Origin of the sequence: Paraburkholderia sp. D15 (assembly GCF_029910215.1) — a bacterium.
GTDB lineage: Bacteria > Pseudomonadota > Gammaproteobacteria > Burkholderiales > Burkholderiaceae > Paraburkholderia.
In genome coordinates, this window is record NZ_CP110395.1 from 3,063,042 (window position 1) to 3,076,759 (window position 13,718).

Genomic DNA, 13,718 nt, shown 5'->3' on the forward strand with positions numbered 1-13,718 from the left:
GTCAGCTATCCGAGGGGATCGGGCCGCTATCCGCGGCGGGCGGGTTCGGCAGCCACGACAGGCTGTCGAAGCCCTTGTACAGATACCCGCCGTCGCCCTCCGACGCGCCGTAGCCGAAATGCGCGTACGCCATCGTGTTCGCGTACAGCGAGACCACGGCCGTGCTGCGGATCGTGTTGAAGAACGGTGTGCCGGCCATCGCCGCGACGTCCTGCGCCTGCGCGGCGGCCCCGCGCTGGGTCCAGTCCGAGCCGGCTTGCGCGTCGAGTTGCTTGACGCCGTCCGCGAGTTGCCGGCGGATCGCGGGGTCCGCCTTCGCCTTCGCGTCGAGATCCTTGACCACCAGTGCGTAGACCGCGTTGTCAAGCGTCGGATGCGGATAGACCTGACGCGTGAACGCGAGGATCACTTCGCCCTGATGCGTGTCGAGTCCTTGCAGTTCGAGCGCCCACGCACGGCTCGGCGCGAGCGCCGACAGGATCGAGGACAGGGCCAGCGTCCCCATCAGCACGCCGGTGCCGCGCAGCAGTTCGCGGCGCGTCAGCGGAATGCGCAAGGCCGCCGAGGCCGCCTGCGCGGCGCGATGGGCATGATCGTGATCATGGTCGTGCGGGTGGGGATGAGGATGCGTGGGGCGTGCATGGTCGGACGCGACGATCGGAATGACCGTTGTTTTCATGTCTGTCTCCTTGTCGACCGGAGCGGCCGCTTTCGCTGCCGCTCCGGTCTTATGCAAACAACCTGCTGTGGGGGATAAAGCAACTACGCGCCGCGGCCGCCGGACTGATCTGTTCTATTGATAGTGGCCATGGCGCTCGAGCACTTCGATCTTGTAGCCGTCGGGGTCCTGAATGAAAAAGTAGCGCGCCAGCAATGCGCCGTCGTCGTCGTGAAACTCGCGCACGTCGTTGGGCGTCATGCCGAGGTCGACCAGGCGCTGCCGCTCGTTCTTCACATCGTCGACACAGAAAGCCACGTGACCGTAGCCGTCGCCGTGCGAATACGGATCGTCGCGGCCCTTGTTCCAGGTCAACTCGATTTCCGCGTCGTTCTCCGCGTTGCGTAGATAGACCAGCGAAAACTCGGGGAAGTCGAGCCGGTGCGACACGTCGAAACTGAAAGCCTTCTGATAGAACTGCAGCGAACGCGGCAGATCGTGCACGCGGATCATCGTGTGGATGAGTTTGGCCATCGGTGTCCCCTCCTCGTTTGATTCCAGTGTAGGAGGCGCGCCGCGCGGGTGGTAATGCACGGCTAAATCGCGGCGCGCACAGGGGCCAGGGACTTGCCCCAGGTTGTGCGTGACTCGCGGTTGACTCGCGGTGGCGGCGATCCCGCGCGCGACGCGCAGGTTGCAATGCAGCACGCGAGCGAGCGCGATGGCTTTTTTGCGCGACGCCGCCGAACCTCATCAGGCAAAACCCGCCCTCGCCGCCCCGCCAGCGCATCTCGACCGAAGCGCATTCGTATTTGACGCGAGGCGCTGCACAGGCGCCGTACTTTCCCTAACATTCGGCAGTGGATCACCTGTCGATAACGGAGCGTAGTGAAAGATGGAATTCGATACGAAGGTCGCGATCGTCGTGCTGGACGATCTGGCTGTCTGGCAAAAACTGAACGTCACCGCTTTTCTCGCGACGGGGATCGCGGGCGCCGCGCCGGAAGCGCTCGGCGAGCCCTACGAGGATGCCGCCGGGCGTCGCCACGCGCGCCTGCTCGGCCAGCCGATGATGGTCTATCAGGCGGATAGCGCGGGTTTGCTGCGCGCATTCCGTCAGGGCATCGAGCGCGAACTGACGCGTGCGGTCTACGTGCGTGCGATGTTCTCCACCGGCCACGATCAGGCCAATCGCGACGCGTTCCGCGCGGAGCCGGCGGACGCGCCTGATCTCGTCGGGATCGCGGTGCGCGGGCCGAGGAAGGCGGTCGATAAGGCGGTCAAGGGGTTGTCGCTGCACGCGTGAAGCGCGGCCGCGCTACAACGCGGGACTCGGCCCGCGCTCCAGATACGTGGTCAACGCGATATAGCTGCGCGTGCCGGTGAACCCCTCGATCGCATGAATCCGCGCGAGCAGCTGTTCGAGCGTCTGCGTGTCGCGCGTGCGGACTTTCAGCAGCATCGCGCTTTCGCCCGTCACCGTATGAATCTCCTCGACGTCGGACAGCTCCTTGAGCGCGAGCAGTTGCCGCGTCACGGCCCAGCTCGTGGTGTCCACATGCACGAACGCCAGCAGCGGGCGATTCAGACGCGCGGCGTCGAGCGCGGCGACCGTGCCCTTGATCACGCCGTCTTTCTTCAGGCGACGCGCGCGTTCGTGCACGGCCGGCGCCGACAGAAACAGCAGCTTGCCGAGTTCCGCGTAGGTACGCGTCGCGTCTTCGGCCAGCAGCGCGAGGAGCTTGCGATCGGTGTCGTCGAGTACGGCCGGCGCGGCGGGTTGCGCGCCAGGCGTCCTGAGCGACCTGGGCGCGCGTTTCGAGGGAGGACGAGGACTATCGCTCATGATGTCGGGTCGAGAGGATGCGTCATGAGGATTCAGCGCGCCGCGGCATCCGGTGGGTTGGGTGCGCCTTGCGTGCCGGGTTGTGCCGCGGCTGGCGTCAGACCGTCGCGTAACGCCTTGCGGATCACCTTGCCGGTTGCCGTCAACGGCAGACTGTCGACGAAGCGGATCTCGCGCGGATACTCGTGCGCGGCGAGCCGGGTCTTGACGTGCTGCTGGATCTCGCGCACCAACGCATCGTCGCCGACCACACCCGGCTTCAGCACCACGAACGCCATCACGATCTCGGTGCGTTCGCGATCCGGCGCGCCGATCACGGCCGCCATCGACACCGCCGGGTGACGCAGCAACGAATCCTCGATCGACGCGGGCCCGATCCGGTAGCCGGCGCTCGTGATCACGTCGTCGCCACGGCCGACGAAGCGGATGAAGCCGTCCGCGTCGCGCGTGCCGAGGTCGCCGGTGACGAGATAGCGGCCGCGATATTTGTCGCGCGTGGCCGCTTCGTTGCCCCAGTAGCCGAGGAACATCACCGGGTCCGGCGCGGCTACCGCGATATCGCCGATCGCGCCTTGCGGCAGTTCGTTGCCGTCGGCGTCGATGATCGCGACGTGGTGCCCCGGCACCGCGCGGCCGATCGCGCCGAAGCACGGCTCGAACAACGCCGCGCACGACGACACCACCACGTTGCATTCGGTCTGCCCGTAGAACTCGTTGATGGTGACCCCCAACGCCTCGCGCCCCCAGCCGATCAACTCTTCGCCGAGCGATTCGCCGCCGCTCGCCACCGAGCGCAACGCGAGCGGCCAGCGCTCGGGATGCGGAACGCCGCGCATCATCTTCAGCGCGGTCGGCGGCAGAAAGGTATGCGACACCGCGTGGCGCGCCATCAGATCGAACGCGGCCTCGCCGTCGAATTTCGCAAAGCGGCGCGCGAGCACCGCGACACCGTGATGCCACGACGGCAGCAGCACGTCGAACAGACCGCCGATCCATGCCCAGTCGGCGGGTGTCCACATCAGCGTCGCGTGCGCGGGAAAACCTTGTTGCGAGATCTCGACGCCCGGTAGATGTCCCGGCAACACGCGGTGCCCATGCAACGCGCCCTTCGGTTTGCCGGTCGTGCCCGACGTGTAGATGATCACCGCCGGATCGTCGGCGCCGGTGTCGGCGGGCGTGAACGCGGCGGGCGCGCTTCGCAATGCATGCCAGAACGAGCGCACGGGAGTGGCTTGAGCGTCGTCGCTGGCGCTAGCGTTGTCGTTGTCGATATCCACGCTGAACACGTCGCGCAGCGCGGGCAGCGCGCCACGAATCTCGGCGACCTTCGCGACGCCCGCGCGATCGGTAATCAACGCGACCGCGCCGCTGTCGCCGAGCCGATGCTCGATCGCATCGATGCCGAACAGCGCGAACAGCGGCACCGCGACCATGCCTGCCTTGTACGCAGCCAGATGCGCGACGGCGGTTTCGATGGATTGCGACAGAAAGATGCCGATGCGCTCGCCGCGTTGCGCGCCCGATGCCAGCAGCGCGTTGGCGAAACGATCCGACAACGTCTTGAGTTCATCGAAGGTGTAACGGGTCGTGCTGCCGTCGGCATCTTCGACGATCAGCGCGAGGCGTGCGGAACCGTCGGCCCATTTATCGCAGACATCCACGCCGATGTTGTAGCGCGGCGGAATCCGCCACGCGAAACGGCTCGTCAGCGAATCGTAGGTCTGGCCGTCGAGATTCATCGTGTCTGCTCCTGCAAGCCGGTCGGCGGTTGATAGCGGGGAAAGCCGTTGTATTCGATCGTACGCCCGGCGGCGGGCAGCGGAAATGAATGGCGCGCGTTCGGCACGCCGCCGTCCACGCGGATCACCGTGCCGTTGATGAAGGCCGATGCCTCCGACAGCAGAAACACCGCCGCGCCGGCCAGTTCGGATTCGGTGCCGAAGCGCTGCAGCGGCACCTTGCGCTTCAGCGAACGCAGCAACGCCTGATAGTGTTCGTCGTAACTGTCCATGCCGGCGGACGCGATCCAGCCCGGTGCGACCGCGTTGACCCGCACGCCCGCGTGGCCCCATTCGCAGGCGGCCGTCTCGGTGAAATTCCACACGCCCGCGCGCGCCGCGCCGGAGTGGCCCATGCCCGGCATGCCGCCCCAGATGTCGGCGAGCATGTTGACGATCGCACCACCGTGGTCTTGCATCCACTGCGTGTAGCACTCGCGGGACATCAGAAAGGTACCGTGCAGATTGTTGCGGACCACCGCGTCCCAGCCGTTCAGCGAAATCTTTTCCAGCCTGGCGGGAAACTGCCCGCCCGCGCAGTTGAACAAGCCGTCGATCCGGCCGAGGTCGCGAACGATTGACGCGATCGTGTCGCGCACCTGCTGTTCGTTGCGGATGTCGCAGGGAAAGATTCGATGACCGCCCGCATGCGGGTGATCGGCACTCAACTCGTGTTGCACGGCCAGGAGCTTGTCTTCGTTGCGGCCGACCAGGGCGAGCGTGGCGCCCAGCGACGCGAGTTCGTGCGCGGTGCAGCGCCCTAGCCCGCTCCCGCCGCCGGTGACAATGACGACCTGGCCCGCGAACAGGCCGTCGCGGAACACGGAGCGATAGCCGGCCGAGGGCGGCGATGTGCCTGGCGAAGCGGTGGACATGCGGTTGTCTCCTTCATGTGCGCTCGATATTTTTTTGAGTTTAGCTCAAGTTATTCGAAGTCTGCACGCAAACATTCATCGCAATGCAATTTCACGCGTCTTATCACAATCTTCTTTCCGACCTTCATTTGAGCTAGACTCAACAAAACCAACGCACAGCCCTTCTCTCACACGATGACAACGTCCGCCGCCTCCCGCCGCGTGCCCGTGCAGGCCCGCTCCGAGCAACGTCTGAAGTCGATTCTCGACGCCGCGCGTCACGTGTTCTCCGAGGTCGGCTACGCCAACGCGACGATGACGGAAGTCGCACGGCGCGTCGGCGTATCGGAAGCGACGATCTTCACTTACTTCGCGAGCAAACGGGATCTGTGCGTGCGCGTTCTCGGCAATTGGTACGACGAGATCATCGCGCAGGTGGAAAGCGAGTTGCCGATGATCGACGGCACGCGCGGCAAGTTTGCGTATCTGGTGCGCACGCATCTTTACCGCTTGACGGTGGACGGCACGGGCTTGTGTGCGCTGATCCTCTCCGAAGGCCGCGAGAAGGACGACAAGTTCGGCGACGTGATCGTCGAATTGCAGCGCCGCTATACGGCGCCGATGATGAGCGTGCTGGCCGAAGGCGTCGCGAACGGCGTGATCCGCGGCGACATGCCGCTCGGGCTCTTGCGCTCGGCGGTCTACGGTCCGATGGAACATGTGCTGTGGGATGCGGTGCGCAAGCAGAAGGCGGTCGATATCGACACGACCGCGCTGTCGCTGAGCGATCTGCTCTGGCAGGGACTGGCGCCACCCGATGCGAGGCAGGCGGCGTTACGGCAGTTGCGCAACGATGTCATCGGTGCGGTACGGCGGTTCGAGGCGGCGCAGTAGCGCCGCTCATGTCGACCTTCATGCGGACCTTCATGCGGGCCTTCATGCGGACCGCTGGGCCTCCTCACGCTCCCGCGGCAATTGCGCCGCCACCGCCGCGTCGCTCGCCGGCGCACCCGGCATCGCGCGCCCCGGTTTCGCCAACGCCGCCTTCATCCTGTCGCGGTCCAGCTCCTTCTCCCACGCCGCGATCACGATCGACGCCACGCCGTTGCCCATCGTATTGGTCAGCGCCCGGCATTCCGACATGAAACGGTCGATGCCGAGTATCAGCACCATCGCGGTCACCGGCACGGTCGGCACCACCGACAGACTCGCGGCCAGCGTGATGAACCCCGCCCCCGTCACGCCGGTCGAGCCCTTCGACGTGAGCATGGTCACCGCGAGCAGCGTGATTTCCTGCACGAGCGTCAGATGCGTATTGGTCGCCTGCGCGAGAAACAGCACCGCGAGCGTCATGTAGATGTTCGTGCCGTCCAGATTGAACGAGTAGCCGGTCGGCACCACGAGTCCGACGATCCCGCGCGAGCAGCCGAGCCGTTCGAGCTTTTCCATCAACTGCGGCAACGCCGCTTCCGACGTCGACGTGCCGAGCACGATCAGCAATTCGTCCTTGATGTAGACCACGAAGCGCCACAGGCTGAAGCCGCACAGCCGCGCGATCAGCCCGAGGCCGCACGCGACGAACAGGAACGCGGTCAGATAGAACGTGCCGATCAGTTTCATCATCGGCAGCAGCGAGACGATGCCGTACTTGCCGATGGTGAACGCGATCGCGCCGAACGCGCCGAGCGGCGCGAGGCTCGTGATCATCCGCACGATCCGGAAGAAAGTCCGGGAGAGCAGTTCGACCAGGTTGATCAGCGGCCTGGCCGGTTCGCCCATCACCGCGAGCGCGGTGCCGAACAGCATCGCGATCAGCAGCACCGGCAGGATGTCGCTTTGCGTCAGCGCCCCCGCGAAGGTCTCCGGAATGATGTGCATGAAGAAGCCCGTGAGCCCTTCGCCATGCGCGGCCTGCGCGGCGTACGACGACACCGCGGCGCCGTCGAGCGTGGCCGGATCGACGTTGAAGCCCGCACCCGGTTGCAGCAGATGCGCGGCGAGCAGACCGATCGCGAGCGCGAGCGTCGACACGACTTCGAAATACAGCAGCGCCTTGCCGCCGACGCGGCCCACCTTGCGCATGTCGTGCATGCTGGCGATACCGGTCACGACGGTGCAGAAGATCACCGGGCTGATGATCATGCGCACGAGTTTGATGAAGGCATCGCCGAGCGGCTTCATCGCGACGGCGTCGGTGGGCAGATAGTGGCCGAGCGCCACGCCGATCACGATCGCGACGATCACCTGCACGTACAGCACCTTGTAGAGCGGTTTGCGTTTCATGTCTCCTCCGTTTTTTGCTCAGGGCAGCGGGATAATTGATGGCAAAGCACGGCCCTTCCCTTCTCGTGGGGAATCGATCGCGCTATGCGGTTAATCGGGCAATGACGGTCGAGGCGGCGTGACGCGCCGCCTCGTGCTTACAGCACGGCGGCCCAGGGATGCCGTGCGAAATGCTCGCGCTCGAAGGCCTCGATATCGGGCAGCGAAGCGAGCGTCAGGTCGATGGTGTCCATGCCTTCGATCACCATCTGCTTGTGACGCGCGCCGAGCGGGAACGTGAACACCAGGCCGCGGGCGGACGTGACCGTTTGCTGTTCGATATCGATGCGCAGCGTTGCGGCCGGGTCATCGTTCGCGTCGCGCAGGAGCGCGTCCACCTGATCGCGTTCGAGCTGCACGAGCAGCAGGCGGTTGTTCATCGCGTTCGAATAGAAAATCTCCGCGAAGCTCGGCGCGATCACCGCGTCGAAACCGCCTTGCTGAAGTCCCCACACCGCATGCTCGCGGCTCGACCCGCAGCCGAAATTCGCGCCGCCGAGCAGCACGCGCGCACCGCGATACGCGGGCTGGTTCAGCACGCAATCGTCGCGCAGCTTGCCGTGCGCATCGACACGCAGGTCGTACAGCAAGCCCTCGCTGAGACCCGCTTTATCGATGATGCGCAGAAACTGCTTCGGCATGATCTGATCGGTGTCGAGGTTGTCGATCGGCAACGGCGCCGCCGTTCCCTCGATATGCGTGAGTCTCGTCGTCAGTCTCGTCGTCATGCTTGCGTCTCCAGCGTGCGCACGTCGGTGATGCGTCCGGTCAGCGCCGCCGCGGCGGCCATCGCGGGACTCATCAGATGGGTGCGGCCGCCGCGTCCCTGGCGGCCCTCGAAATTGCGGTTGGTGGTGGACGCGCACCGCTCGCCCGCCGCGAGAAAATCGTCGTTCATCGCGAGGCACATCGAACAGCCCGGCTCGCGCCATTCGAAGCCCGCGTCGCGCAGCGTGGCAGCCACGCCTTCGCGTTCCGCCTGACGGCGCACGCTGCCCGAACCGGGCACGATCATCGCGCGCACGCCCGGCGCGACATGACGGCCGGCCACGATCGACGCGACCACGCGCAGATCTTCGATACGTCCATTGGTGCACGAACCGATGAACACGCGGTCGATCGGCGTGCCGGCAATCGGCTGGCCGGCGTCGAGACCGATATAGTCGAGCGCGCGTTCCAGCGAAGCGGCGGCTTCGGGCGTGGCTTGCGAAGCGGCCGACGGAATCCGCGCGTCGATCGCGATCGCCTGATCGGGGCTGGTGCCCCACGTGACGAACGGCGCGATCGCGTGCGCATCGAAACGATGTTCGACGTCAAAGCGTGCACCGGCATCCGATTTCAGTTCGCGCCAGTCGTTCAGCGCGGCCTGCCACGCGGCGTCATCGAGCGAGGTGGCGTGAGCGCGGACGTAGTCGAAGGTGGTCGCGTCGGGCGCGATCAGCGCGGCGCGCGCGCCCGCCTCGACGGTCATGTTGCACAAGGTCATGCGCGCTTCGGCCGACAGCGACGCGATCGTCGAGCCGTCGAACTCCACCGCGAAACCGCGTGCGCCCTGCGCGCCGATGCGGCTGATGATCCACAGAATCACGTCCTTCGACGACGTGCCGAACGGCAGCGTGCCGTCGATCGTGATGCGCATGGTCTGCGCGATCCGGTACACGAGCGTCTGCGTGGCCAGCACGTGTTCGACCTCGGAGGTGCCGATGCCGAAGCCCAACGCGCCCAGCGCGCCGTACGTGGTGGTGTGGCTGTCGCCGCACAGCACCGCCATGCCGGGACGAATCAGGCCGCGCTCCGGCGCGACGATATGTTCGATGCCTTGCAACGGATCGTTCGCGTCGTGCAGCGCGATGCCCGCTTCCTTGCAGTTGCGCGCGAGGTTGGTCGCCTGCAACAGCGACGCGGCGTCGCGAATCACGCGCGGCGATTCGGCGTGCGTCGGAATGATGTGGCTCACCACCGCGAGCTGCTGACGCGGCCGGCGCACGCGGCGCCCCTTGTCCTGCAACGCGCTGAATGCCTGTGGGCTGGTGTATTCGTTCATCAGATGCAGATCGACGTAGAGCAGCACGTTCTGCGCATCGATCCGCTTGATGACGTGCGAGTCGACCAGCTTCTGGTAAAGGGTTCGTGTTGACATGATGAATGCGCGCCTAAGCCTGCAGGAAAGGAAGCACGCGTTCGAGCAGCAGCTCGGGCGCCTCTTCCGGAATGTAATGGCCGCACGGCAGCGCCTCGCCGCTCACGCGCGCCGACCACTGCCGCCATTCGGCGAGCGGTTCGAAACACTGTTCGATCACGCCTTGCGCGCCCCACAGCGCGAGAAAATCGCATGCGATCTTCTGCCCTTGCGCGAGCGACGCGCGGTCGTGTTCCAGATCGATCGTGATGCTCGCGCGGTAGTCCTCGCAGATGCCGTGCGCGGTCGCCGGGTCGCTCAGGCAGCGCAGATACTCCGCGTACGCTTGCGGCGTGAACGGCGCGAGCCCGGCGCTGCGCGCGCCGATGGTCTGCTTCAGATAGAGATCCGGGTCCGCGCGAATCAGCGTCTCCGGAAACGGCGCGGGCCGCACCAGAAAGAACCAGTGCCAGTAAGCGCGCGCGAAATCGAACGAGGTCTGTTCGTACATCGCGAGCGTCGGCGCGACGTCGAGCGTCACGAGTTTCGTCACCGCGCGCGGATGATCGAGCGCCATGCGCGCCGCCACCCGCCCGCCACGATCGTGGCCGATCACCGCGAATGCGTCGAAGCCTTGCGCCTGCATCAGCGCGACCTGATCGGCGGCCATGCGTTGCTTCGAATAGTTGCCGTGATCCGGCGCGCCCTGCGGTTTGCCGCTGTCGCCGTAACCGCGCAGATCCGCGGCGATCACCGTGAAATGGCGCGCCAGCGTGGGCGCGACCTTGTGCCAGATCGCGTGGGTCTGCGGGTGACCGTGCAACAGCAGCACAGCCGGGCCGTTGCCGCCGCGAATCGCGTTGATCCTGATGCCGTCGACCTCCGCCGACGCGTCCATGAACTCTGCAAACATCGTTGCCTCCAGTGAGTGAATGAAGTCTAATTGATGCCTGCAGCGATATGGTTTCTATTGAGGCAATCCGGAATTAACTTTTAGGAACGAATCGATGGACAGTTTCTCCGACCTGAATCTGTTCGCGCTGGTCGCGCGCCATCGCAATCTGGCGGCTGCCGCGCGCGAACTCGGCGTGACGCCGCCGTCCATCAGCAAACGTCTCGCGCAACTCGAACAGCGTCTCGGCGTGCGGCTCGTGAACCGCACCACGCGGCGCGTGAGTCTGACGGCGGAGGGCGAGATCTATCTGGCGAACGGCTCGCGCATCCTCGACGATCTCGCCGAGCTCGAACATCTGGTCACGCAAAGCCGCGCCGAGCCGGCCGGTCTGCTGCGGGTGAATGCGTCGTTCGGATTCGGGCGTGCGCAGATCGCGCCGGCCATTTCACGCTTCAGCGAGCGCTTTCCGTCGATGAAGGTCCAGCTGCATCTGACGGACCGGCCGATGAGCCTGCAGGAAGAAGGCTTCGACCTCGGCATCCGTTTCGGCGACGTGCCGGATGCGCGCATCAACGCGCGTCTGCTGTTGAAGAACCGGCGGCTGGTGTGCGCGTCGCCCGCTTATCTGAAGCGGCACGGCGCGCCGCAAACGCCGCACGATCTCGCGCGCCACCCGTGCCTCGTGATCCGCGAGAACGAATCGGCGTACGGCACGTGGCATTTCTCGCGCGGCAAGAAGTCGGAGACCGTCAAGGTGGATGGGCCGTTGAGCAGCAACGACGGCAGCATCGTCACGCAATGGGCGCTGGAGGGGCGCGGCATCGCCATGCGTTCGGGGTGGGAGGTCGGCACTCACGTGCGGCAGGGCGAGCTCGTGCCGGTGTTGAATGAATGGGCGCTGCCGAACGCGGACATCCACGCGGTTTATCTGGAGCGGCACAGTCTGTCGGCCAGGCTCCGGACGTTTATCGATTTTCTCGGCGAGGAACTGCGCGGGCGCGTGCAGCCGTTGTAGTGCGCCGCCGCTTTCAGCGCTCGCAGCGCACGTCCTGCCGGCGCACCTGGATAATCACCGGATACGTGCCGTGATCGAGCTCGACGCGCGCGACCACCGCCATCGTCGTATCGTCGACATCGTCATACACGCTGACTTCCTCGTTGCGCAGATTGGTCACACCGGTGCAGCCGGATGCGCGGCCTTCGTCGGAGACCTTGCAGTTGATCGGGTTGTCGGCGATATAGCGGTAGCGATCGCGCTCGGGCGTCGCCAGATACTCGTGAAAGCTCAGCGCCGCGCCGCCGACGCCGGTCACATAGCCGATCGCGCATTGCAGTTTCGGTGTGCCGCCGGCGGACGAGGCTTGCGCCAGCGCGGCGCCGCTGAAGGTCGCGGCGAGCGCGACGAACGCGGTGAGAGCGAGACTACGGGTCGAGGCAGAAAGAGATTTCATCGCGCGGTTCAGGCCGGTCAGGATCGAAGTACTGGATTGTAATGGCAGGTGGACGACGAGGTCGTGGCGCCGCCCCGTTCCCGTACAATGGCCCGCTTTAAATCCGCCGCCAGACCGTCTTTCGCGTCGCCTTCTTTCGCCATGAATCACGACATCGATCCCGCCATCGAACGAACCCTCGCCACGGCGCAACAGCATTTCGCGGCCGGACAATTCGACGACGCCGCGCGTTTGCTGCGCGAGATCGTGGCGAACTTTCCCGATCATGGCGAGGCGCATGAAGGTCTCGGCTATATCGCCGCGAAACAGGGCGACCCGGCGCGTGCGGCCACGCATTTGCTGAAGGCGGCGGAGCACATGCCGATGTCCGTCGAACAGTTGAATCTCGCCGCCGATGTCTGCCGGCTCGCGCAGCGGCACGACGACGCGCGCACGCTGCTCGAACGCTGTATCGCCCGTGAGCCCAACCACGTCGGTTCGCTGCACGGCCTCGCGATGTCGCTGATCCAGTTGGGCGAACTGGAGGCGGCGCTGGAACACATGACGCGGCTGTGCCGGCTCCAGCCGCAATCCGCCGAGGCGCAGTACAACCTCGGCACCCTGCTCGGCACGATGCGCCGCCATGACGACGAACTCGACGCCTACCGGCGCGCGATCGCGATCAACCCGCGCTTCGTGAACGCGTACGTGAATCTCGGCGTCGCGCTGCGCGATCTGCGGCGCTTCGACGAGGCCTTGCAGCAGTTCAAGAAAGCGCTCTCGCTCGATCCGAACGACGCCGGCGCCCGCACCAATCGCGCGCAGACGAATCTGCTGCTCGGCGAATTCGAGCATGGCTGGCGCGAATACGAATGGCGCTGGCGTGACGGCACGCAGAACCACGGCTTCGCGCAGAACACGCAATGGACCGGCAGCCAGCCGATCGGCGGCAAGACCGTGTTTGTGCACCATGAACAGGGATTCGGCGACACGCTGCAGTTTCTGCGCTTCGTCCGCAGACTCGACGCGGCCGGCGCACGCGTCGTATTGCGCGTGCAGGACGCGCTCGTGCCGCTGCTGCGCGGCACGCCCGGCGTCGCGGACGTGATCGGCGAAACCGCGGAAACGCCCGCTTTCGACTTTCATATTCCGATGCTCAGCCTGCCCGCCGCGCTGAAGCTTCGCGCGGACGATCTCGGTGTGGCCGCGCCCTACATTCACGCCGACCCCGCGCGGTTGCCGCAATGGGACGAGCTGTTCGCGGATCACACCAGGCGGCCGGCGATCGGCATCGTGTGGTCGGGCAGCCGCACGCATCTGAACGACCGCCAGCGTTCGATGTCGCTCGACGAACTCGCGCCGCTGCTCGATGCGAACGCGCAGTTCTTCTCGCTGCAGCCGGATATCCGCGAACGGGACCATGCACGCCTCGCGGAACTCGATCGACGCGGCGTGCTGCGCGACGTCGGCGGCCGGCTCACGTCGTTTGCCGACACTGCCGCGCTGATCGCGCGACTCGATCTCGTGATCACCGTCGACACGGCCGTCGCGCATCTGGCGGGCGCGCTCGGCAAGCCGGTGTGGATCGCGCTGCCGTTCATGCCCGACTGGCGCTGGCAACTCGACCGGCACGACAGCCCGTGGTATGCGCAGGCGCGGCTGTTCCGGCAGACGAAGCAGCACGACTGGTCGACGGTTGTCGGCGCGCTGCGCGACGCGGTCGATGCGTTAAAGACATAGCGAACGGGTCGAGTCTCTACGGTGAACGCTGCGACACCGTTCGACGCGGAGTTCACTTCATCGCCCTATACGCATG

The 13,718-nt window shown here is 65.8% G+C and carries 14 protein-coding genes; 4 read left to right on the forward strand and 10 right to left on the reverse strand.

Annotated features, from left to right (window positions below; genetic code table 11):
• Position 1 precedes the first annotated feature (1 nt).
• Positions 2-679 carry a tat (twin-arginine translocation) pathway signal sequence gene (locus tag LFL96_RS13130; RefSeq protein WP_280995665.1) on the reverse strand — a complete coding sequence of 226 codons (678 nt, stop codon included), beginning with the start codon at positions 677-679 and terminating at the stop codon, positions 2-4.
• Between the two features lie 114 nt (positions 680-793).
• Entirely contained in the window at positions 794-1,192 is a 399-nt protein-coding gene (locus tag LFL96_RS13135; protein WP_280995666.1) for a VOC family protein, read from the reverse strand.
• Positions 1,193-1,553: 361 nt separating this feature from the next.
• Between LFL96_RS13135 and LFL96_RS13140 the strand changes: the two genes are divergently transcribed.
• Positions 1,554-1,964 carry a DUF2000 domain-containing protein gene (locus LFL96_RS13140; RefSeq protein WP_280995667.1) on the forward strand — a complete coding sequence of 137 codons (411 nt, stop codon included), beginning with the start codon at positions 1,554-1,556 and terminating at the stop codon, positions 1,962-1,964.
• Between the two features lie 12 nt (positions 1,965-1,976).
• On the opposite strand, the gene LFL96_RS13145 is transcribed toward LFL96_RS13140, so the two are convergent.
• From LFL96_RS13145 to LFL96_RS13155, 3 genes are read right to left on the reverse strand one after another with little or no spacing between them, the layout of a single operon-like run.
• The gene (locus tag LFL96_RS13145) at positions 1,977-2,504 is read right to left on the reverse strand and encodes an Lrp/AsnC family transcriptional regulator (RefSeq protein ID WP_280995668.1); all 528 of its coding nucleotides are present in this window, start codon (positions 2,502-2,504) and stop codon (positions 1,977-1,979) included.
• 32 nt (positions 2,505-2,536) lie between these two features.
• The gene (locus tag LFL96_RS13150; protein WP_280995669.1) at positions 2,537-4,243 is read right to left on the reverse strand and encodes an acyl-CoA synthetase; all 1,707 of its coding nucleotides are present in this window, start codon (positions 4,241-4,243) and stop codon (positions 2,537-2,539) included.
• The gene (locus tag LFL96_RS13155) at positions 4,240-5,157 is read right to left on the reverse strand and encodes an SDR family oxidoreductase (protein ID WP_280995670.1); all 918 of its coding nucleotides are present in this window, start codon (positions 5,155-5,157) and stop codon (positions 4,240-4,242) included. Before LFL96_RS13155 ends, LFL96_RS13150 begins: the two co-directional genes overlap by 4 nt.
• Before the next feature lie 174 nt (positions 5,158-5,331).
• On the opposite strand from LFL96_RS13155, the gene LFL96_RS13160 reads away from it, so the two are divergent.
• Entirely contained in the window at positions 5,332-6,030 is a 699-nt protein-coding gene (locus tag LFL96_RS13160) for a TetR/AcrR family transcriptional regulator (RefSeq protein WP_280995671.1), read from the forward strand.
• 42 nt (positions 6,031-6,072) lie between these two features.
• On the opposite strand, the gene LFL96_RS13165 is transcribed toward LFL96_RS13160, so the two are convergent.
• From LFL96_RS13165 to LFL96_RS13180, 4 genes are all read right to left on the reverse strand, one after another.
• Complete coding sequence (locus LFL96_RS13165; RefSeq protein WP_280995672.1) at positions 6,073-7,419, reverse strand: dicarboxylate/amino acid:cation symporter; 1,347 nt, start codon at positions 7,417-7,419, stop codon at positions 6,073-6,075.
• 137 nt (positions 7,420-7,556) lie between these two features.
• Positions 7,557-8,186: a 3-isopropylmalate dehydratase small subunit gene (gene leuD, locus LFL96_RS13170; RefSeq protein WP_280995673.1), complete on the reverse strand. Its 630-nt coding sequence runs from the start codon at positions 8,184-8,186 to the stop codon at positions 7,557-7,559.
• Positions 8,183-9,598 carry a 3-isopropylmalate dehydratase large subunit gene (gene leuC, locus LFL96_RS13175; RefSeq protein ID WP_280995674.1) on the reverse strand — a complete coding sequence of 472 codons (1,416 nt, stop codon included), beginning with the start codon at positions 9,596-9,598 and terminating at the stop codon, positions 8,183-8,185. The genes leuD and leuC overlap by 4 nt, the downstream gene beginning before the upstream one ends.
• A gap of 13 nt (positions 9,599-9,611) precedes the next feature.
• Positions 9,612-10,490, reverse strand: coding sequence for an alpha/beta hydrolase (locus LFL96_RS13180; RefSeq protein WP_280995675.1), 879 nt, complete (start codon positions 10,488-10,490; stop codon positions 9,612-9,614).
• A gap of 94 nt (positions 10,491-10,584) precedes the next feature.
• On the opposite strand from LFL96_RS13180, the gene LFL96_RS13185 reads away from it, so the two are divergent.
• Positions 10,585-11,487: a LysR family transcriptional regulator gene (locus LFL96_RS13185; RefSeq protein WP_280995676.1), complete on the forward strand. Its 903-nt coding sequence runs from the start codon at positions 10,585-10,587 to the stop codon at positions 11,485-11,487.
• 13 nt (positions 11,488-11,500) lie between these two features.
• Here LFL96_RS13185 and LFL96_RS13190 read toward each other — a convergent pair whose 3' ends face one another.
• The gene (locus LFL96_RS13190; RefSeq protein ID WP_280995677.1) at positions 11,501-11,923 is read right to left on the reverse strand and encodes a hypothetical protein; all 423 of its coding nucleotides are present in this window, start codon (positions 11,921-11,923) and stop codon (positions 11,501-11,503) included.
• Positions 11,924-12,064: 141 nt separating this feature from the next.
• Here LFL96_RS13190 and LFL96_RS13195 point away from each other — a divergent pair, with 141 nt between their 5' ends.
• Positions 12,065-13,642, forward strand: coding sequence for a tetratricopeptide repeat protein (locus LFL96_RS13195; protein ID WP_280995678.1), 1,578 nt, complete (start codon positions 12,065-12,067; stop codon positions 13,640-13,642).
• Positions 13,643-13,718 lie beyond the last annotated feature (76 nt).